The 19,315-nt window shown below is 74.4% G+C and carries 18 protein-coding genes; 7 read left to right on the top strand and 11 right to left on the bottom strand.

Features of this window, described 5'->3' with window-relative positions; translation table 11 throughout:
- Window positions 1-10: 10 nt before the first annotated feature.
- On the bottom strand, window positions 11-532 hold the full coding sequence (locus tag IE329_RS08390; protein WP_190210188.1) for a hypothetical protein: 522 nt from the start codon (window positions 530-532) through the stop codon (window positions 11-13).
- Between the two features lie 233 nt (window positions 533-765).
- Here IE329_RS08390 and IE329_RS08385 point away from each other — a divergent pair, with 233 nt between their 5' ends.
- From IE329_RS08385 to IE329_RS08365, 5 genes are all read left to right on the top strand, one after another.
- Entirely contained in the window at window positions 766-2,064 is a 1,299-nt protein-coding gene (locus IE329_RS08385; protein WP_229927266.1) for a helix-turn-helix domain-containing protein, read from the top strand.
- A gap of 191 nt (window positions 2,065-2,255) precedes the next feature.
- A complete protein-coding gene (locus tag IE329_RS08380; RefSeq protein ID WP_190210186.1) occupies window positions 2,256-2,879 on the top strand; it encodes a helix-turn-helix domain-containing protein in 624 nt (207 codons plus the stop codon).
- Between the two features lie 258 nt (window positions 2,880-3,137).
- Window positions 3,138-3,626, top strand: coding sequence for a phosphatase domain-containing putative toxin (locus IE329_RS08375; protein ID WP_190210185.1), 489 nt, complete (start codon window positions 3,138-3,140; stop codon window positions 3,624-3,626).
- Window positions 3,627-3,724: 98 nt separating this feature from the next.
- Entirely contained in the window at window positions 3,725-4,066 is a 342-nt protein-coding gene (locus IE329_RS08370) for a DUF5713 family protein (protein ID WP_190210184.1), read from the top strand.
- A 142-nt stretch (window positions 4,067-4,208) separates the two neighbouring features.
- On the top strand, window positions 4,209-5,438 hold the full coding sequence (locus tag IE329_RS08365; RefSeq protein WP_190210183.1) for a serine hydrolase domain-containing protein: 1,230 nt from the start codon (window positions 4,209-4,211) through the stop codon (window positions 5,436-5,438).
- 109 nt (window positions 5,439-5,547) lie between these two features.
- Here the strand turns inward: IE329_RS08365 and IE329_RS08360 are convergent, their stop codons facing one another.
- The 8 genes from IE329_RS08360 to IE329_RS08325 all read right to left on the bottom strand — a co-directional run bounded on the left by IE329_RS08360 (window position 5,548) and on the right by IE329_RS08325 (window position 14,135).
- Complete coding sequence (locus tag IE329_RS08360) at window positions 5,548-6,369, bottom strand: RNA polymerase sigma factor (protein ID WP_190210182.1); 822 nt, start codon at window positions 6,367-6,369, stop codon at window positions 5,548-5,550.
- Between the two features lie 513 nt (window positions 6,370-6,882).
- Window positions 6,883-7,365 carry a hypothetical protein gene (locus IE329_RS08355; protein WP_190210181.1) on the bottom strand — a complete coding sequence of 161 codons (483 nt, stop codon included), beginning with the start codon at window positions 7,363-7,365 and terminating at the stop codon, window positions 6,883-6,885.
- Complete coding sequence (locus IE329_RS08350; RefSeq protein WP_229927265.1) at window positions 7,362-8,390, bottom strand: SCO0930 family lipoprotein; 1,029 nt, start codon at window positions 8,388-8,390, stop codon at window positions 7,362-7,364. Before IE329_RS08350 ends, IE329_RS08355 begins: the two co-directional genes overlap by 4 nt.
- A gap of 175 nt (window positions 8,391-8,565) precedes the next feature.
- The gene (locus IE329_RS08345; protein WP_190210180.1) at window positions 8,566-10,002 is read right to left on the bottom strand and encodes an NADH-quinone oxidoreductase subunit NuoF family protein; all 1,437 of its coding nucleotides are present in this window, start codon (window positions 10,000-10,002) and stop codon (window positions 8,566-8,568) included.
- Entirely contained in the window at window positions 9,999-10,748 is a 750-nt protein-coding gene (locus IE329_RS08340) for a hypothetical protein (RefSeq protein WP_229927264.1), read from the bottom strand. The genes IE329_RS08345 and IE329_RS08340 overlap by 4 nt, the downstream gene beginning before the upstream one ends.
- Window positions 10,749-10,959: 211 nt before the next feature.
- Window positions 10,960-12,354 (bottom strand): DUF1996 domain-containing protein, encoded by a 1,395-nt coding sequence (locus IE329_RS08335; protein ID WP_229927263.1) that lies wholly within the window; start codon window positions 12,352-12,354, stop codon window positions 10,960-10,962.
- Between the two features lie 65 nt (window positions 12,355-12,419).
- A complete protein-coding gene (locus IE329_RS08330) occupies window positions 12,420-13,043 on the bottom strand; it encodes a DUF4142 domain-containing protein (RefSeq protein WP_229927280.1) in 624 nt (207 codons plus the stop codon).
- A gap of 315 nt (window positions 13,044-13,358) precedes the next feature.
- A complete protein-coding gene (locus tag IE329_RS08325) occupies window positions 13,359-14,135 on the bottom strand; it encodes a helix-turn-helix domain-containing protein (RefSeq protein WP_190210177.1) in 777 nt (258 codons plus the stop codon).
- A 484-nt stretch (window positions 14,136-14,619) separates the two neighbouring features.
- On the opposite strand from IE329_RS08325, the gene IE329_RS08320 reads away from it, so the two are divergent.
- Both IE329_RS08320 and IE329_RS08315 read left to right on the top strand, forming a co-directional pair.
- Window positions 14,620-15,549 carry a LysR family transcriptional regulator gene (locus IE329_RS08320; protein WP_190210176.1) on the top strand — a complete coding sequence of 310 codons (930 nt, stop codon included), beginning with the start codon at window positions 14,620-14,622 and terminating at the stop codon, window positions 15,547-15,549.
- A 304-nt stretch (window positions 15,550-15,853) separates the two neighbouring features.
- Entirely contained in the window at window positions 15,854-17,116 is a 1,263-nt protein-coding gene (locus IE329_RS08315) for a glycoside hydrolase family 16 protein (RefSeq protein ID WP_190210175.1), read from the top strand.
- A gap of 375 nt (window positions 17,117-17,491) precedes the next feature.
- Here IE329_RS08315 and IE329_RS08310 read toward each other — a convergent pair whose 3' ends face one another.
- Window positions 17,492-17,893, bottom strand: coding sequence for an Imm32 family immunity protein (locus tag IE329_RS08310; RefSeq protein WP_190210174.1), 402 nt, complete (start codon window positions 17,891-17,893; stop codon window positions 17,492-17,494).
- 111 nt (window positions 17,894-18,004) lie between these two features.
- Window positions 18,005-19,291, bottom strand: a complete 1,287-nt coding sequence (locus IE329_RS08305) for an MFS transporter (RefSeq protein WP_190210173.1) — start codon at window positions 19,289-19,291, stop codon at window positions 18,005-18,007.
- Between the last annotated feature and the right edge of the window lie 24 nt (window positions 19,292-19,315).

Below are 19,315 nucleotides of genomic sequence, written 5' to 3'. Positions count from 1 at the left end.
GCGGAGGCGGTCAGTTGCCGCCGGTGCCCGGGGTCCCGATGTGGGTGATCTTGTGGTCGCGGTCCAGGTCGACGACGAGCCTGGTGGTCGCCGACTGGCCCCAGGTGAGGGTGACGCCGACCTGGCCGGCCGTACCGGTGCCCTTCACCGTCCACTTCAGCGGGACGTTCTGGGCGCGCAGGATGCCGTCCGCCTGGTTGAGCTCCTCCCACCTCGCGATCTCGGCGAGGTGGTCGGCCCGCACGTAGAAGCCGCGCAGTTCGGTGGCCAGCCTGCCGTTCTCGGCGTCGAGCCGGGCGTCGATGTAGGCGCCGTAGAAGTCGGCGACCCGGGTCACGTCGTCCGAGGACCGGCCGCTGACCGTCCGCTGCGCGACGGCGCCCGCCGTCGCCCCGCCCGCCGTCCCGTCCGTGGTCGCCTGCGCCGGAGCGGTGAGTCCCAGCGGCAGGGTCACGGCGACGGCGACGGCGAGGCCGGCGATCAGCGTGCTGCGGCGGACGTGCTTGCGGGTGGTCGTGTCGTTGCTGTTCATCAGTGTGCTTCCCCGATGTCGATGGTACGGACGTGCGTCGCCTGGTCCGGGCCGGCCCCTCGGCCCTCGTGGTGCCGGGCCGGTTCCGGCGACACCGAGAGCATCGGCGGGCCCGCGGTCCGGGCACAACGGCCGCCGCCCCGTCCGCAACGGTGGAACCGTCCCAGGCCTGCTGACCTCTCCTTATGGGAGTGCCTGGGATGCCGTCCCGGGACGCGAGACGGGGGGAACGGGTGTCGTCCCAGGACGAGGTGGAGGAGTTCGCGGCGCAGCTGCGGCGTCTGAAGGACCGGACGGACCGCAGCTACGCGGCGCTCGCGCGCCGCCTGCACATGAACGCCTCGACGCTGCACCGGTACTGCACGGGGGAGGCCGTGCCGCTCGGCTTCGCACCCGTGGAGCGGTTCGCCGCGATGTGCGGGGCCGGTCCGGCCGAGCGGACCGACCTGTACCGGCAGTGGGTCCTGGCGGTGGCGGCCCGTCAACGGGCCAGGACGGCCCCCGGGTCCGCACCGGAGGCCGCCGGCCCCCGCCCGGAGGGCAGCGGGGACCTGCCGGCGGACGGGACGGCCGCGCCGCCGTCCTCGGTGGCCGCCGGCTCCGTGCCCACGGCAACGGCCGGCCCGTCGCCGGACCTCGGGGAGCCCCCTGCCGAAGACCTCCCCGGCCGGTCGCCCGAGCACCGCGCGCCCGGGCACCCCGCCGTGGGCAAGCCCTGGTACCGGCATCGCGCGGCGGCCACCGCCACCGTCATGACCGTCCTGGTCGCCACCGCCCTGGGCGTCCTGTCCGCCCTTCCGTCCGGGGTTTCCCCGGCCGGCGGCGGCAGCCCGGAGTCCGGCGCGAGGACCGCTCGGACGGCGGCCGCACCGCCCGGCTCCCCGGCGCCGTCCGCGCCCGCCGGGACCGTCCCCGCCGTCCCGCCCCTCACCTGGACGGTGAACTCCCAGCTCTGGGGAGCCGGTTGCGATCACGACTACGTCATCGACAAGGCGCCCCAGCAGGTGCCACCGCCTCCGGTCCCGCAGGACGCCGCGTCCTGGGCGCACTCCCAGGGCGCGGTGCACGGCGGCCGGACCCTCATGGAGATCTCCGTCCAGGGGCGGACGGAAACGGCCGTCGTCGTGGAGGCGCTGCGGGTCCGCGTGGTGGGGCGGTCCGACCCGGTGCGGGGCACCGTCTACTCCACGGGTCAGGGCTGCGGCGGCGACCTCGATCCCCGCACGTTCGCCGTGGACCTCGACATCGACCGGCCGGTCGCCCGGCCGGTCCAGGGCGGTGAGGCCGGAACGAACGCCCCGGCGGGGCGCATGCCCTACCGGGTGTCCTCGAAGGATCCCGAGATCCTGCTGGTCGACGCCCGGGCGGTGGGCTGCGACTGCCTGTGGTACCTGGAACTCGACTGGTCCTCGCTGGGCCGTACCGGCACCGAGCGCATCGACGACGACGGCCTCCCGTTCCGCACCAGCGGCGTCGACGGCCTGCCGCACTACTGGTACGCGGGCCACGGCTGGACCCCGCTCACCGGTTGAGCGGGGACGACGGCACGTCAGGCCCGTCCGGCCCCGGGCCCGCCCGGCATCGGCGTCGGCGTCGGCACGGCTGGCCGAGGTCCGTCCCCGCCGCGCCGCCGTCGGTGCACCACGGCCGTACCGGCGCCGCATCGGACGACGTTCGCCTGCTCACGGGAGACTGCTCGGTCGACCGGTGGGAGAGTGTGGCCATGGAGACTACCGACCGCGCGCTGACGGCGGACGTGATCGCGGCACTGAGGTACTGGCCTGACGTCCTGTGGGCAGGTCAGAAGAATCCTCCGGACCCGGTGGACATGACTGTCCTGCCGCCCTTCTTCAACGAGGTGCTGCAGGACCTTCCGTGGTGGAACCGCGACTGGAAGGTCGACCGCGTCCGGCCGGGAATTCCCGACGAGACCGGGGATCACCACTGCGATCCCGCTGTGAGGTTCACCGAGGTGTCGATCCCTGGGACGGTCGCCTCCGGCAACGGTGAGAGCCTGCCGTTCGTCGCGAAGGTCGGGTTCACGGGCGACCGGCTGATCCGCTTCCAGGCCAAGATCGGTGACGTTGTCGTCGGCCCGTCCGTTGCCCCGGCCGGGCTGTCGGAGCCGCATCCGTTCGGACGGATGCTCACCGGGTTGATGGATCTGCGCGGGATCCCGGTCAGGGAGATGGCCAGGGCTGTCGGACTGGCAGCTTCCACCATCCACATGCTCCGCAACGGGCACAACCCGGATCTGCGGCAGGCCCGCCTGATCGCCGGGGTCCTGAACATGTCCGAAGCGGACGTCAGAGTCATCGCCGGACTCGACGACGGCAGCACGCGGTAGCCGACGGGTGGCGGCGTCACGATGCGGCGTCGGCGCTGCGCCGGGCGACGTCCGCCCTGGTGACCACTTCGCGCGGGCGATCTGGGCGATGCCCGCCGCCGCCCACGTCCCGACCCGCCGGCACCGCTTCGGCGATTGGCAGTCCTGAAGGTCCTCGGCGGGCCGCCCCCGTGTTTCGGGTACACCTGCCCCCCGAGCGTCCGGCCATCACCTGAACCTGAACCTGAACCTGAACCCACCGACCGGAAAGCAGCTGACATGAGACCCGCCCTGTTCACCGTCGACCACCCCGGCCCGGGACGCCTGAGCACCATGGCCAGACCCCGCGGGAACGACTGGCTGGACGACGAGATGGCCGCGCTGAGGGACTGCGGCGTCGACATCCTCGTCTGTGCACTGACCGGGCCGGAACTCGACGAGCTCGGTCTCGCGGACGAACCCCGGGCGGCCGCGGCCGCCGGGCTGCGGTTCGTCGCGACGCCCGTCCCCGACCGCACCGTCCCCGACCTCGCCGCGATCCTGCCCACCCTGCACGCACTCGCCGCGCAACTCCGCGACGGCGCCCACGTGGTCACCCACTGCCGGGCCGGCATCGGGCGCTCGTCGCTCCTCGCGGCCGCACTGCTCGTCCTGGGCGGTGTCGATCCCGACACCGCCTGGCAGCGGATCGAACGGGCCCGCGGGCTGGCCGTCCCGGACACCGCCGAGCAGCGGGAGTGGACGACGGCGCTGCTGAAGCGGGCATGACGCCGGCCCCGGACCGTCCCGCGCACCTGGGCGGCGCCGTTGTCAGTGCTGCGGTGCATGATCGGCGTGTCAGTTCCACCACGGGGACGGGAAGCACCATGCCGATCACCAACCAGCGGACGGCGGAGCACGAGTTTCTGCGACACATGTACCAGGACCCGTACTTCCCCGACCAGGTCGTCGACCAGGGCCGGGCGATCCTGCTGCGCCTGTGCGAGCGGATCGAGGCCGAGCAGCCGTCGGGCCTGGAGGCCCTGTACGCGCTCACCCGGGCCGCGACGGAGGAGTTCAACGTTCTCCAGGCGGAGTTCGAGGCGGCCGGGAGCGAGATCGAGACGACTGCGCGTGAGTGGATCGCCGAGGACTTCGGGTTCGTCGCGTCGGCGTACGGGTTCACGGACCACGATGTGGAGGAGCTGATCGCCGGCCGGGACTGGTGAGCGAGGGCCGCAGGGGCCGGCTGCCGGCCGGGCCCCCGGACGACCGCCCGCAGCGGCCCCGCGCGGGCCCGACGGGTGATGTTCGCGCGGGTCGTCGGCCGTGGCGCCGTTCCCAGGACGCTCCCGGCCGATACTGCCGGGCATGAGACCCACTCGCCCGACATCCCTGCGCTGCCTCGCCGCGGTCACCGCGCTCGTCGCCCTCAGCGCCCCGGTCACGACCGCCACCGGTTCGACGGGCGAGGGCGGCCACCGCCGGCCCTGCGTCAGCTCCCCGCCGCCCCAGGGCGGCCCGGCCCGCGACGTCCTGCGGATCGCCGAGCAGGCCAAGGCGGAGATGGACCTCAAGTCCGTGATCCTGCGGGTCACCGTCGACGGCCGCGAGCTCGTCACGGCCGCGCTCGGCGAGTCGATGACCGGGGTCCCGGCCGAGCCCGCCATGCACTTCCGGAACGGCAACATCGCGATCAGCTACCTGGGCACGGCGCTGCTGCGGCTGGTCGACGAGGGGCGGGCCGGCCTCGACGACCCGGTGGGGCGCTGGCTGCCGGACCTCCCCGACCACCTGGGCGACCGGATCACCCTGCGGATGCTCGCCGACTCCACCTCCGGCCTCGTCGACTACGTCACCTCCCCCGGCTTCGGCGACACCGTCTACGCGGACCCCTTCCGCGCCTGGACGGCCGAGGAGCTGGTGGCCGTCTCGACCGGCCGGCCGCTCTGGTACGACCCGGGGACCAACTGGAGCTACTCGCACGCCAATTTCGTCCTGCTGGGCGCCGCCCTGGAGAAGATCACCGGCACCCGGCTGGACGTCCTGCTCCAGCAGAAGATCATGGGTCCGCTCGGACTGGACGAGACCCGCAACAGCTTCACCCCCGACATCCCGACGCCCGTGCTGCACGCCTTCACCTCCGACCGCGGGACGTACGAGGAGTCCACCTTCTGGAACCCCTCCTGGACCACCGCCCCCGGCGCCGTGCAGACCACCGACATCTGCGACCTGGCCCGCTCCGCCGTCGGCATCGGTTCGGGCGAGCTGCTCTCGCCCTCCGGCCGCCGGGAGTTGCTGAACCCGGGGACGGTGGGCCTGGGCCGGCCGACGTCCGTCTGCCCGGAGACGGTCTGCCTCGCCAACACCGAGGCCACCCACTACGGCATGGGTCTGCTGGTGCTGAACGAGTGGGTGGTCCAGCACCCGTTGTTCTTCGGCTACTCCGCCGCCCAGGCCTACCTGCCGTGCGAGCACCTGGCCATCGCGGTCTCGACCACCACCGGCCCCGGCGCCCCGGGCGGGCACAGCGCCCAGCTGCTCAGCCAGCGGATCGCGGCAGCCCTCACGCCGGACCACCCGATCCCCGACTTCGGCTGAGCCCCTCCCGGCGGCCGGCCAGGCCCTGGCCGGCCGCCGAGTGGCCATCGGGAGCGGCGGCCCTACGGGCCCGGGCCGCGCGGTGCCCCCGCTCCCCCGCCGCGACGGCTCAGCAGGACCGCCCCGCCCCGGCGCCGGCGGGCTCCGGCGCCCCGGCCTCCAGGTGGTGGCTGGCCCGGCGGAAGTCCTCGGCCACCCGGCCGCAGCGCGGGCACTCCCCCAGGTGGCGGGCCAGCTCCCGGCCCCGGCGCCGGCCCGGGCGGCGGGCGGTGCCGGTCAGCAGCGAGGTGAACCAGCGGCACTCCGGGGCGATGTCCTCGTCCACGTCCGCGCGCAGGTACGCCTCGCGCAGCCCCGCGCGGGCACGGGCCGCCAGGGAGCGCACGCCGCTCGGCGTCATGCTCATCCGCTGGGCGACGGTGGCGGCCGACTCGCCCTCCACCACGAAGAACCAGAGCAGCACCTGCCACCGCTCGGGGAGGGCGCGGTAGGCCCTGGCCACCAGCTCCGTCTCCTCGGCCGCGAGCAGCGCGCCGTCGGTCTCCGCCTCGTCCGCCAGGCGCTCGGCCCATTCGGTGAAGTCCTCCGGCAGCAGGACGCGGTCCCTGGTCTGGGCGCTCCACTCCATGGCGGTCCGGCGCACGACGGCCATCAGGTAGGGGCGCCATGCGTGCCGGGGGCCGCAGCCGCGGGCGACGGACGAGTAGGTGCTGGCGTAGGCCTCGGCGGCGAGGTCCTGGGCGGTCTGCGGGTCGCGGCAGTAGCCGCGGGCGTAGGCGAGCACGGCGCCGTGGTGGCGGGTGAACACCTCCGCCATCACCTCCCGGATGCGGGAGCCGCCGGTCGCGGTCGGGCCGGCGAGTGCCGCCGAGAGTTCGGCGTCGCTCAGCGCGCTCAAACCCGGTTCACGGGTGCTGGAACGAAGGGTCAACTTGTTCCTCCTCAGCTCTGGCCTTCTCACGGTGGGGAGTTCGCGGGCCTGACCGGCGTGACGGCCGCACGGGCCGGAACGGGAACTGCCCGGACGAAGGGCATCGACGGCGGTCTGCTGCTGCGGCCGTCGGGACGGTGTGGCAGGAAGGGCCACAGCACACCAGTCCCACGGGTTTCAGGGCAACAGGCCGGGGAAGAGGCGCCCGCCCGGTGATTCCGGATCCGAATGTGAGGAATCTGCGTGCAGGGCGGCGCGGTGGCGCGCAGGTCCCGCCGCAGGCCCGGTGGTGGGACCGGTGCGCTCGCGCCGACACCCTGGCGAAGCTCCGTCAAGTGCGGCGGCCCCTCGATAACAGAAAAGTGCATACGGCATTCGCATGGTTGGACGCCCTTGCCGGGCCGCGTCCATGACGCCGTGACGGATCGCCGGGCGGGCTCCCGGGACAACGAGGAGGGCGAGGGCCCCCGCCGGCGCGTGCCGGTGGGAACCCTCGCCCTGTCGTCGCTCTCGTCACTGTTGTCGCTGCTCACCCCCGTCGCCGGGCGGGTGCGCGCCGGCGTGGCCCGCGCCGCCGACGACGACCCCGCCGAGCAGCCCCTGCAGGACGCCCGTCGTGGCGTCGGACAGCACCACCACCCATCCGTCGCCCACCAGGTAGGACCCTCCGTAGGCCTGCGCCTCCGAGGTCCAGGCGTCCTGGGCGCGCGTCGTCGGGAAGCTGGCGATCCAGATCTCCTCCCCGCCCGAGGTGCACATGCCCTGCCGGAGGTCGGCCGCGTCGGTGGTGATCTCGGCCGTGCAGCCGATCCGGCGGGCCAGCTCCTCCACCGAGCCCGGGCCGGGCCGCCGGGCCGCCTCCGAGGCGCCGGCCAACCCGCCCGGGCCCCAGAGGAGTTCAACGATCCCGAGGAGGAAGGACAGGATCAGCGCGGCCCACCGGACGGCGGTGCGGTCGATGCGGGGCGGCGCGAGGCCGGCGCCCGGGGTCCTCACTTGCCGGCCGGCTTGCCCTGCGGGTTGATGGCCGACCACTGGTTGTCGATCCCGTTCCCGAGCGCGTCACCGTAGCCCTGGTCGCCCGAGTAAAGGTACGCGGGAAGGCAGTTGATGCTCAGCTGCCAGGTGCCGTCCGGCCGCTGGAGCTTGCCGATCAGCTTCGGGTCCACGCCCTTCACCTTGTCGGCGTCCACCGGCGGGGCGGGCGGCCAGGTCTTCAGGCACTGCCCCTCGCAGTTCGAGCGCATCGGCCAGGCGGTGTCCTTGCCGAAGTGGTACAGGGTCCGGCCGTGGCCGTCCACCATGATCTGGCCGAGCTGGGGGTTCATGACCACGGAGATCTGCACCTTCACCTGGGGCTGCTGGGACGGCTGCGGCATCGTGCCGGCCGGGGCCGGGGCCGTCGGCGCGGCGGAGGCCGAGGCGTCGGCGCCGGCGGCCTTCGCCTTCGTCCCGTCGGGTGCCAGGGCGAACCAGGTGCCGCCCACCCCCTGGCCCTTGGTGTCGCCGGGTGCGGTGTCCTGCGCGTAGCGGTAGGCCGGCCAGCCGCCCACCGTCAGCTGGCGCGTTCCGTCGGCCCGGGCGACCTCGCCGAGCTTGGCCTGGTCGATGCCGGTGCCCGGCGAGGTGGTGGCGTCGTTGACGGCCGGCGGCCAGGTGGTGGCGCAGGCGCCGGAGCAGTTGGACGCCGGCGGCTTGCTGGTGTCCTTGTCGAAGCGGTACAGGGTGAAGCCCTGACCGTCCGTCAGGACCGGGCCGAGCTGGTCGTCCACCCGGATGGCCAGCGCCCCGGCGGGCCGGCCGGCGGCGGCCCCCGCCGAGGGCGAGGACGAGGCGTCGCCGTAGGAGCCGTACGCGCCGTAGGCGCCGGCCGGGGAGGGCGTCGAGCCGGCCAGCTGGGTGGAGTCGGACGCCCCGGAGGACGGACTGGCGCTGCTGCTGACGCTCCCGAGGGCCGCCATGAACACGAGGCCGGCCAGCAGGAGGCAGACCGCCACGAGTCCGTATCGTTTCGTTGTCAAGATCTTCCTTGCCTTTCCATCGGTGGAGCCTGGGCCCACGAGGGATCGCGGGTCGAGGCCTGACGATCGGTGGGGTGAGGGGTGGAACGAGTGGTGAGGTGGCAGGAGGGGCGCAGCGGTGGTGGTCACCGCCGAACGGGTGCGCCCCCGGCGCTCGCGGCGGGCCGGGCGGCCCTCACCGGATGCGCAGCGCCAGCGCGGGGCACCGGTCGACCGCCCGGGCCGCCTGCTGGAGCAGCCGCGGCGGGACCGGCATGACGCCGGCGGCGGGGAATCCGTCCGCCCCCAGCCCGATGACCTCGGGCAGGACGCTGGTGCAGAGCCCGTGGGCCTCGCAGAGCGTCCAGTCCACCACGATGCTCCCGGCGCTCTCCACCACCGGCATCGGGAGGACGCCCTGCACGGACCGGCCGCAGCCGTACTGGTAGGAGTGCAGTTGCAGGTCCTCGTCGAAGACCTCCAGCGCCGAGGCCACGAACCGGGAGGCGGCGTCGGGGTGGCTGCAGGCACCCCGTCCGGTGACGGCCCTCATCCGGGTCTCGACGGCGTCCAGCGCGGCCCGGCCGCCGCCCCGCACCACCTCCTCCAGCGCTTTGACCAGGGCGGGCAGTCCGAGGTAGCACGGGCCGCACTGGCCGGCCGTCTCGTCCGCCATCCAGCGGGCGACCCGGAGCGCCTCGCCGAGCGGGCAGGTGGTGTCCGGCAGCGGCAGGACCGCGCCGGCGCCGAGCGCCCCGCCGAGGCTCCGGAAGGACTCGCGGGACACCACCGCCCTGGCGGCCGCCGCGGGGGTCAGCCACGTGCCGTGGTAGCCGCCGGCCAGCACGCCCTGCCCGATCTCCAGGCCGAACATCGCCAGCAGTTCGGCGAGCGGCACACCCGTGGGCGTCTCCACCACCTGGGAGCCGGCCAGGGTCAGCAGGACCGTCCCGGGCTCCGACGGCAGGCCGACCTCGCGGTAGGGCAGCGCCCCCAGCCGGGCGGCGACGGCGAGCTGCGCGTACGTCTCGGCGTTGGACAGCAGGGTGGGCATCCCCCCGACCCCGCTGTCGCTGGTCCGCACGCCCCCGCCGCGCGGGAGGGCGATCCCGCTGGTGATGCCCCGGGCCAGCGCGCTGCTCTCGCCGGAGACGAAGCGCTCGGGCAGCCGGGTGACGGTGACCGCCGGCCTGGTGGACCTGCGTTCGGCCAGGGCCCGGCGCAGGGACTGCTCGACGTCGGCCCGGGTGACCCCGAGCACCACCTGCTCCGCGTCCAGCGCGGCGGCCGCCAGCAGCGCACCGTCCAGCACCAGGTGCGGGGTGCGCAGCAGCAGCGCGGCGTCCTTGAGGCAACTGGGTTCTCCTTCCGTACCGTTGACCACCACGACCGGGCGGCCCTTGCGCCGGGCGGCCGCCTTGACGACGGACCGGACCTTCCGCGCGAACGGGAAGCCGGCCCCGCCCCGGCCGCGCAGGTTGACGTTCTCGGCCAGGTCGGCCAGCTCGTCGGCCGGCATCGCCGCCGGCCGGTCGTGGACGAGCAGGTGCGAGCGGTAGTCGAGCCGCTCCTCGTGCTCCAGGCCCGCGAACAGGACCGGCCGGCCGAGCCAGGCGATGGGTGCGCCGTTCATCCGTCCAGCCACCGCCGAGCGGTTCCGGCGCCGGCCGGCGGCCGGCCGGCCGGCTCGGGCGGCACCTGGACCGGCCGGACCGGGACGCCGCTGCGGCGCGGCGATCCGCGGTCCTGGAGGGCCAGCCGCAGCCCGAGCGCGACGATCACGCCCGCCACCGCGACCGTGTACAGGACGGACACCCAAGGCGCTGGAAGCCGGCCCGCGTTGAGGCCGTGCACCAGGGCGGCGCCCCACGCCGGGTAGGCGCAGATGTGGACGATCCGCCACCGGGTCGCCTCGCCCGTCCTGGCCAGCGCCCCGCGGGCGGCCCCGGCGAGGGCCACGGCCAGCAGCAGGTAGCCGGCCAGGACCCCGAGGCCCAGCACGACCGGCCGGTGCGGGTCGGCGAACGGCACGAAGGCCGGCAGCGCGCCGATCCGGTCCTGGATCAGGTTCGTCCAGATGTGCAGGACGAGGAAGACCACCCCCGCGACGCCCATCGTCCGGTGGACCGCCTGTGCGGCCAGCCGGTGCACCGGGTGCAGCAGCAGCCGGTCGGTCGCCGCGAGGCCCCACAGGACGGCCGCGGAGAAGGACACCAGGGCGAGGACCCCGGCGGCCACCCCGAGGAAGGCCTGCAGCGCGCCGTTGACGGCCACGGCCGTCAGGCCCAGCGCCACCGCCAGCAGCGGCAGGAGCGACCACGCGGTGGGTGCGGTCCGGCCGCCGGCCTCGGGCCGGTCGCCCGTGGCCCGGTCCGGCACGCCCTGGTCACCGCGGGCCCGGGGCGGCCCCTCGGCCGAACGCCGGGACCGGCGTCCTTGCCCTGTCGACATGCTTGTGCCCTCCGGCCTCGTCGTCCGTACTGCGGTCTGGGTGGGGGCGCCGCCCTGGTCGGGCCGGGCGCCGGGGCGGGCCGCGCGGGGAGTCGCGGCCCGGGCCGCCGGGGTCCGTCCCGGCGGCGGCCCGTGCGGGTCATCCGCAGCGGCGCCCCTCGTTGACGCAACTCGCCACCTGGTCCAGCAGGTTCTGGTTCATCACGTTGACGAAGTCCCCGTGGTCGGTGATCGGGTTGTGGAGCTGCTCGGGGAAGCTGTCGACGGCGAACCGGACCCCGGACGGCACCTCGTAGGTGACGCGCTCGACCAATTGGGCGATCGCCCGGAAGTTCTTGGGGCAGCCGCCGCGCGCGTCGGAGAAGGCCGTGTGGGAGCGGTGGTTGGCGCTGTCGATGTTCTTGCCGTCCCAGCAGTCCGGGAACGTGAGGGTCCGCACCACCCGGCTGCCGCCCGGGCAGACCGGGTACTTGTCGGCGAGCTGGCGGTCCTCGAACCCGGTGCAGCTCCACGAGGCGTGCGCGTTGGCCGGCCCGTTGGTGAGGGCCTTGGCGTCGCCGGTGATGATCCGCAGGAAGCGCTTCATCGGCTGGACCTTGGTCCCGGTGGGCGAGCTGTACGTGATCCCGGCCTCGGCCGGCTGCAGGATCCGGCCCACGTTGCGGTCCTTTCCGCCGCCGGGGGCCTTGAAGTCGCTCTCGTCGGCGCCGTCGAGGAGCCGCAGCACCGGCCAGTAGTAGGCCGACTGGTCCCCGTTGGAGCAGGTGGTGCCGGCCGCGGCGAGCTTGCCGTTGGCGGAGAACGCGCTGGTGACGAGGTTGCCGACGTAGTCGTGCATGTGGTGGGCGCCGTTGCTCACGCCGGGGGCCACGATCACGTTGTCGGGGTTGAGGTGGCGGTTCTCGTTGCGCCCGCAGCGCGAGGTGAAGGTGCCGGTGGCCGGACCGGTCCGGGCGGGCTTGACGACGTTCGGGGAGACGGACCTGATGTCGACGAAGCCGCGGCCCAGGGCGGACCTGCCGCCGCCGGACCCCTTGTTCCGGTCGGCCGTTCCGCTCCGGGCCGGCGGGGCGTAGTCCTGGGCGGAGGCGTCGACCACGAGGTCGCGCCGGATCGAGCAGTTCGCCAGGCCGGAGAGGTCCTTGGGCAGCCCCGAGTCGGCTCCGGCGTTCGCGGCGAGCTTGCGCAGGGTGGTCGAGCGCTTCTCGGCCAGCGCGCCCATGACGTTCTGCTCGCCGCCCCCGGAGCCGGGCTCGGAGAGGGTCCGGTAGGCGTCGGCCACCTGGACGTCGAGGTCGGCGAGGTCCTGGTCGACCTCCGCCTGGGCGGCCTCCGGCACCGAGGCCAGGCTCGCGCCGACGTCGCCGCAGGCGACCGTACCGGTCCGGGCGGCGGCCGGCTGCGACCGCCAGGGCCGCTGCCCGGCGAACGCCGCGGCGGCGAGCACGGACGCGCCGCTGACGGCCAGCACCCCCGCCAGCAGCAGGGCCAGCAGTCTGCGCCGTGACCTGCCGCGTTTGTGAACCTTCATCATCGCACCCTCGAAACGGGATCGGGCCTGTCGGACAGGCCGTGGACAGCCTCTTCTGCTGCAGGTGTCTAACGCTGGGTCCCACCGGGCGCCGGGACCGGGGCCGCGGTCGGCGAGGAGGTGCCGGCCGGCGGGCCGGAGAGGTCGCCGAATCTCACCAGCCGGGTGGCCTCCAGGACCGTCATGTGGTCCAGCACCGTGGAGTTGGCCAGGGTCGCCAGGTCACGGACGGTGGAGTTCTGGGTACCGGCGCGCACCTGGGCGACCACGGCGAAGACCTGGCCGTGGGCGTTGCGCACGATGTTCGCGAACAGCCGGTCGAATTCCGCGCCCTGGGCGTCGTCCAGCTGTTTCAGCCAGGCCTTCTGCTGGACGGAGGGCTCGCCGGGCACCTCCAGGCCGAGCGTCTGGGCGGTGTCCAGGACGGCCCGGTCCAGCTCCGTGTGCCCGTCCACCAGGTGCTGGCCGGCGGTCCTGACCTCGGTGCTCCCGCCCTTGGCGAGGGCCATCCGGCCGGCCGGGATCTCCCACAGCCCGGCCAGTCTGACCCGTTTGACGAAGTCCCGGTCGAGTGGTGTCAGCGGCCCGGTCGGCGTCTGCACCGTGCCCGGCGTCTCGTCCGCCCGCGGACTGCGGTACGCGCCCGCCGAGCGCACGACGGGGACGATCAGGGCCCCCGCCGTGGAAATCATGGCCACGATCACGAGAAGAGTGGCGAACGATCGCGGAAGGCGGCTCACCTTGGGAATGCCGAAGGGAGTCTTTCCGGGTCCGCGCTTCTTCCTCGAAGATGACATCGGTTTCCTCATCATGCCGGGACGAGCGAGCACGCCGGACCGCCACCGGAGCCGGTGGAGGACGGCCGGTGGCCGCGGTGAACACTCGATGGAGCGCGGGCCCGTCCGTGGGGGGAACTCATCGAGGACGGACAGGTCTCCGCGATCGCAGGTCCCGGTCGAACGTCACGGAATCTGGAAGGTCAGGAGCGGGTCAGGAGCGGGTGCGGCTCAGCGGCCGCCGGGCCGGGCGTCCTGTCCGGGCCGGGGGGTACCGGGAGCGGGCAGTTCGTCGGCTCTGCGGCGCAGCCGGGCGCACTCGGCGGCCATGCCGTGGATCTTCAGCGCGAGCAGGAGCTCGAACCTGGCCTGCGCGGTGTGCAGGCTGCTGCCGAAGAGCCGCTCCAGCATCCGGAGCCGGTAGCGGACGGTCCGCGGGTGGACGCGCAGCAGCAGGGCCGCCCTGGCCGCGCCGCCGCCCTCCAGCCAGGCGAGCAGGGTCCGCTCGGTGCGCTCGCGCTGACCGGGCGTCATGTCCCGCAGTCTGCCCAGCCATTTGACCGACAGGTGGCCGGCCAGCAGAGGGTCCTGGAAGAGCATCACCTTGGCCAGGTGGTCCTCCACGAAGAGGAGCTCCCCCGGGCCTCCGGGCCGCTGCGGCGCCATCGCCAGCAGCGTGCGGGCCCAGCGGAGGGAGGCCCCGGCCTCGGCGCGCGCCACCACCGGGCCGACCGCCGCCGACCGGCCCTGCAACCAGCGGACGAGGGTCCGGTGCATCCCCGGGGCCGGGTCGGGGATGAGCAGGTAGGGCTCGGGTCCGTGCAGGTAGGCGACCACCTTCAGGGCGGACAGTCCGGGCGGGGGCGGTCCCGGCGCCACGGTCAGCGCCACCGCCTGGACGGTCGCCGGGTCGTCCCGGGGCCGGGCGCCCGCGGCGGCCTCCGGCTCGGGCGGCCGGTGGCGTACCGGTTCGCCGTGGTCGTCACCGGGCAGGGCCGGCGCATGCATGGCGGCTCCTTCCGTTGTGTGCCCGGCCGGCGCCGCCGGGGACGGGCGCCGGGCCGCGCCGCGTCGGCGGCCGGGCGGGGCGGGTGTCCGCCGCGGGTGAGCGGCGGACGGAGAGTGTGCTGCCGGTCGACCACTGGGGCTCGGGTGCACCGGATCTCCTCCCGGGAACTGCCGGCCACAGGCGGGCCGGTCATCAGGGAAAGAGGCCCGAATCGAGGTTTCGTCCCGCCGCTTTGCCTATTCTTTACCGACCGGTAGCTGCCTGCCCCGCTCTCGCGGACGCCGGGCGGCCCCCATCCGGCCGGGCGTCGGCGCAGCTCAGGGCGGACCGGAGGGGTGAGCACCCGGCCCCGGCCCGGCGCCACCGAAGGCGGATCTCCGCTGTGGCACGGGCCCGGCGCACGGTACATTGCCCTACCGGCCAGGCCCGCGAGGCGCCGCGCCGCCCCTGTGTCCCTACCCTCCGGACGCGAGCGAGGCCACCATGCGACTCAATCTCAATCAACTGGCGATCTTCGTACAGGTCATCGAGTGCGAGGGGTTCTCGGCCGCGAGCCAGGTCCTGTTCCTGAGCCAGTCGTCCGTCTCGAAACAGGTGCAGAACCTGGAGATGGCCCTGCGGACCCAGCTGGTCGACCGCTCGGGCCCGAAGATCCGCCCCACCCTGGCGGGCAAGGTCCTGCTGGCGCAGACCAAGGAGGTACTGGCGCTGGCGGACCAGGCCGTGAAGGCCGTCCACGCGGCGGCGCTCCTGGGCGAGGAACCGCTGACGGTCGGCAGCACGAGCACCGTCGGCGGGCACTTCCTGCCGTCGGTGCTGCTGGAACTGCGCCGCCGCGAGCCCGCGGTCCGGTTCAGCGTCGCGGTCAGTACCGCCGAGCAGCTCGCCGAGGCCCTGGAGGAGGGCCGGACCGGCATCGGCGTGACCGGCAGCCCGCTGCCGCCCGGCCGGTACCGCTCGGAGCGGCTCCTCACCGAGGACATGCTGCTGATCGGCCCGGCCGGCCATCCGCTGGCGGGGCGGGACCTCGCCCCCGCCGACCTGGCCGACGAGACCTTCCTGCTCCGCGAGTGCGGGTCGCAGACGCGCCGTCAGCTCACCGACCTCCTGCAGAGCTGGGAGCTGGCCGGCGCCCGGACCCTCGACCTGTGGGGCACCGACGGCATCAAGGAGGGGGTGCGGATCGGCCTGGGGGTGGGGCTGGTGCCGCGCCGGTCGGTCCGGCTGGAACTGCGGCACGGACTGCTGGCCGAGCTGGCGGTCCGCCCGGCACCCGAAGGCCGTACGGTGACGGTCAACTGGACCCTGGCCCGGCCGCTGACGGCGTACGAGCAGATGCTGCTGCCGCTGCTGCGGGAGGCCACCCGGGCACCGGCGGGGGACATCCCGGCGCCGCGCCGGCCACCGGCGTAGGACGGCGGGTCCGGGAGGGAGGCCGGGCCCTGCCACGCCCCGCCGCGCCCTGCCGTGAGATCCCTTTCCGCGCATCAACCCAGGCTTAACGGAACGTTAAGCACCGACCGCCGCCGCGAACCCGCAGGTCAGGGCCGTACGAGGCGGGCCGCCTGACATTGCCACGACGACCTCCCCTCCGTAGCATTCAGGGCCACGGGCGACGCCGCGTCAGATGTGAGAGCGCTCTCACTGCACCCACCCTCGTGGCGGCCCGCCCGGCCCGGACACCCCCACCCCTCCTCCCAGACAAGGGAGCATGCCCATGGCTGCTGCCCATCGCGTGCGCCGTCGGTCCTTCGGCAAGCTCGTCCTCACCGTCACCACCGCGCTCGTAGCGGCGGTGATCATGTCGACGTCCGGCTCCGGTGCCGCGCCGGCGGACGCCGCCGTCCTCGCCCAGACCTGGAACGACGACTTCGACGGCGCCGCCGGCGCCGCCGCCGACCCCGCCAGGTGGACCCAGGAGACCGGCGGTTCGGGGTACGGCAACCACGAGTTGCAGTACTACACCGGCGGGACGGGCAACGCCGCCCTCGACGGCCAGGGCCACCTGGTGATCACCGCCCGGAAGAACACCGACCCCGGTCTGAGCTGCTGGTACGGCCAGTGCCAGTACACCTCGGCCCGGCTGAACACCGCGCGGACCTTCACCCAGGCCTACGGGCACTTCGAGTCCCGCATCAAGGTCCCGCGCGGCCAGGGTGTCTGGCCCGCGTTCTGGATGCTCGGCAACGACCTCGGCACCGTCGGCTGGCCGACCAGCGGCGAGATCGACGTCATGGAGAACGTCGGCGCCGAACCCGGCACCGTGCACGGCACCGTTCACGGCCCCGGCTACTCCGGCGGCGGCGGGATCGGCGCCGGGTACACCCTGCCGAACGGCCAGGCCTTCGCGGACGACTTCCACGTCTTCGCCGTCGACTGGAGCCCGGCCGCCATCACCTGGTCGGTGGACGGCCACGCCTACCAGACCCGCACCCCGGCCGACGTCGGCGGCAACCGGTGGGTCTTCGACCACCCGTTCTTCGTCATCCTCAACCTGGCCGTCGGCGGTGACTGGCCCGGCAGCCCGAACGGTGCCACCGCCTTCCCGCAGACCATGACCGTCGACTACGTGCACACCACCGCCTGGGACAGCACCGGCCACAGCGGCCGGATCACCGGCATCGGCGGCATGTGCGTCGACGTCGCCGGCGGCACCGACGCCGACCGCACCCCCGTCCAGCTGCACAACTGCACCGGCGGCCCGGCCCAGCAGTGGACCGTCGGCGGCGACGGCACCGTCCGCGCGCTCGGCAAGTGCCTGGACGTCGCGGCCGGCTCCACCGCGGACGGCGCGGCCGTCCAGCTCTACACCTGCAACGGCACCAAGGCGCAGCAGTGGACGTACACCGCGGCCCACGACCTGACCAACACCGGTGCCGGCAAGTGCCTGGACGCCAAGGGCAATTCCTCCGCCGACGGCACCAGGCTCCAGATCTGGACCTGCGGCGGCGGCGCCAACCAGAAGTGGACGGTCGGCTGATCCACCGCACCGGCCGATCCGGGGCCGCGTCCTGTCCGGTCCCCCTCCCGGGCAGGACGCGGCCCCGGATCGGCCGGGTGGGTGCCCGACCGCCGGGATCACGGCCCACGGGCCGCGATCCCGGCGAGAGAAGCGGGATGGCGGACAACACTTCCGGGCGCGGCGATCGGCCGGGTGGAATCACCACCGCCCGACCGGGCGGCCGCACCCCAGCAGGGCGAAGGGGGCCGGGACGCCTGGCTCGTCCTCGACCCGGTGGTGGCCCGGGCCTGCGGGACCTGACGGCGGGACAGGACGTCCTGCTGCCGACCCGACTCCACCGCGCCGACCGCGAGGCGCTCCCCGTCCACCCGCGCGGGGACCTTCTCCCGGACGTCAGCCGAGAGAGCGACCACCGGCCCGCCCGGCCGGCATGCCCCCGTGCGGACTGTTGACCACCAACGGCACCGAACCCTCCGCGAGGTAGCCGTGCCCGGGGTACTCGACGTGGAGATGGCCGCCGTCCTCGGCGGAGGCCATGTCGCGCAGATTGTCCGCGAGCACCGCCCGGCCGGCGGAGTCACCGCTGATCACGAGGTACTGCCGCGCGGAGTCGAGGCGGACAAGGACCCCGGGGCCGGGAGTGCTCCTGACCTCGATCCCCGCCAGGGCGTCACTGTCCGGCGAGGAGGCGAGCAGCCCCTCACCCCGGGCCACCGCGTCGGCCAAGCGGTTCAGCTCCTCCGCCGACGCGGAGAGGTCCACTTCGTCGTGCACGGGGTCGGAGACCAGTCTCACCGGCGTCACTCCTTCAAGGTCGGACCCCCATGATGCCCGCAGGACCGGTCGAGCCGAGGCTGACGTCGCCACGCGATCGTTCCGGGCCTCCGGTGCTGCCCGGCGCGGCACTCACGCACGGGCATCGGGGCCGCGTGGTCCGTCCAGCAGGCGCCAGGCCGGGAGGACCAGCGGGCAGAGCGTGACGAGGAGGTAGGCCCCGCCGAGAAGGACCAGGGTGGCCGTCAGCCCGGCGTGGTCCACCAGGTAGCCGCAGGCGATGCTGCCGAGCGGCGTGGCCGTCAGCACGCCCGCGGCCAGCACACCGGTCACCCGGCTGCGCAGGGCGTCGGGCACGAGCTCGTACAGCACCGTCGAGACGATCGGGTTGCAGATCCCGGCGGCGAGGCCGGCCAGGGCCAGCACCGCGCCCAGCGGCAGCAGGCCGGGCGCGAACGCCGCGACCAGCATCCGTGGGCATCCGCTGACGAGCAGGCAGCAGGCGTAGAGCGGCCGGCGGGGGAGCCGGTGGGACAGCGTCGCGTGCAGCAGCGCGCCCGCGAGCGCGCCGCCGGCGAAGAGGCCCGCGAGCAGGCCGAGGTCGACCGGTCCGCCGAGGTCGCGCTCGGCGTGCACGGGCAGCAGGACGGCGCTCCAGGCCTGGTCGAGGCCGTTGGTCGCCATCAGCAGCAAGGTGACGGCGAGCAGCAGCCGCTGACGGAGCAGGAAGACCAGGCCTTCGCGCAGTTCGGCGCGGTAGGACGCCGGGCCTGTCGGGAGCGTGTCCCGGCGGCGGACGGCGGCGGGCACGCGCCGGACGCCGACGGCGATCAGCAGCGCGGAGAGCCCGAAGGTCGCAGCGTCCAGCAGCAGCACGGACCCCGCTCCGAAGAGCGCGATCAGCAGCCCGGCGCCCGACGCCCCGAGCAGCCGGGCCCCTCGGGAGGCACCGGTGTACAGGCTCATGGCCCGGGCGAGCGGGACGCCCGCGCGCTCGGCGAGGTCGGGGGTGAGGACCTGGCGTGCGGTCTCCCCGGGGGCCTGGCAGAGCCCGTTGACCGCCATGATCAGGCAGAGTTCCCAGAACCGCAGCACGCCCGCCCGGTGCAGGAGCGGGATCAGCCCGATGGCCGTCCCGCAGGCCAGGTCGGACACCACCGATGCGCGCAGCCGGCCGATCCGGTCGATCACCGGCCCGCCGGCGAGTGCCGACACCGCCAGCGGCAGCATTCCGCAGAAGGCCACCAGCCCCGCCCTGGAGGCGCTGCCGGTGGTCTGCAGGACGAACCACGGCACACCGATGCCGGCGAAGGCGTTGCCGGTGATCGAGATCAGGTTCGCGGCCAGCAGGACACCCAGCGGCCGGCGGTCCCGGGCGTCCTGCGCCGGGCCGGCCCGGCCGGGGGCGGCGACGGTCATGGGCGTGCCTCCGGGGTGTCGGGA

The sequence above is a fragment of the Kitasatospora indigofera genome (genome assembly GCF_014655955.1).
GTDB classification, from domain to species: domain Bacteria; phylum Actinomycetota; class Actinomycetes; order Streptomycetales; family Streptomycetaceae; genus Kitasatospora; species Kitasatospora indigofera.
This window is presented reverse-complemented; position numbering and strand designations above follow the sequence as displayed.

Coding starts and splice junctions, on each gene's coding strand:
- IE329_RS08390 (WP_190210188.1), bottom strand. CDS start 532: ATGAACAGCAACGACACGACCACCCGCAAGCACGTCCGCCGCAGCACG.
- IE329_RS08380 (WP_190210186.1), top strand. CDS start 2,256: ATGGAGACTACCGACCGCGCGCTGACGGCGGACGTGATCGCGGCACTG.
- IE329_RS08375 (WP_190210185.1), top strand. CDS start 3,138: ATGAGACCCGCCCTGTTCACCGTCGACCACCCCGGCCCGGGACGCCTG.
- IE329_RS08370 (WP_190210184.1), top strand. CDS start 3,725: ATGCCGATCACCAACCAGCGGACGGCGGAGCACGAGTTTCTGCGACAC.
- IE329_RS08365 (WP_190210183.1), top strand. CDS start 4,209: ATGAGACCCACTCGCCCGACATCCCTGCGCTGCCTCGCCGCGGTCACC.
- IE329_RS08345 (WP_190210180.1), bottom strand. CDS start 10,002: ATGAACGGCGCACCCATCGCCTGGCTCGGCCGGCCGGTCCTGTTCGCG.
- IE329_RS08335 (WP_229927263.1), bottom strand. CDS start 12,354: ATGATGAAGGTTCACAAACGCGGCAGGTCACGGCGCAGACTGCTGGCC.
- IE329_RS08330 (WP_229927280.1), bottom strand. CDS start 13,043: ATGATTTCCACGGCGGGGGCCCTGATCGTCCCCGTCGTGCGCTCGGCG.
- IE329_RS08325 (WP_190210177.1), bottom strand. CDS start 14,135: ATGCATGCGCCGGCCCTGCCCGGTGACGACCACGGCGAACCGGTACGC.
- IE329_RS08320 (WP_190210176.1), top strand. CDS start 14,620: ATGCGACTCAATCTCAATCAACTGGCGATCTTCGTACAGGTCATCGAG.
- IE329_RS08315 (WP_190210175.1), top strand. CDS start 15,854: ATGGCTGCTGCCCATCGCGTGCGCCGTCGGTCCTTCGGCAAGCTCGTC.
- IE329_RS08305 (WP_190210173.1), bottom strand. CDS start 19,291: ATGACCGTCGCCGCCCCCGGCCGGGCCGGCCCGGCGCAGGACGCCCGG.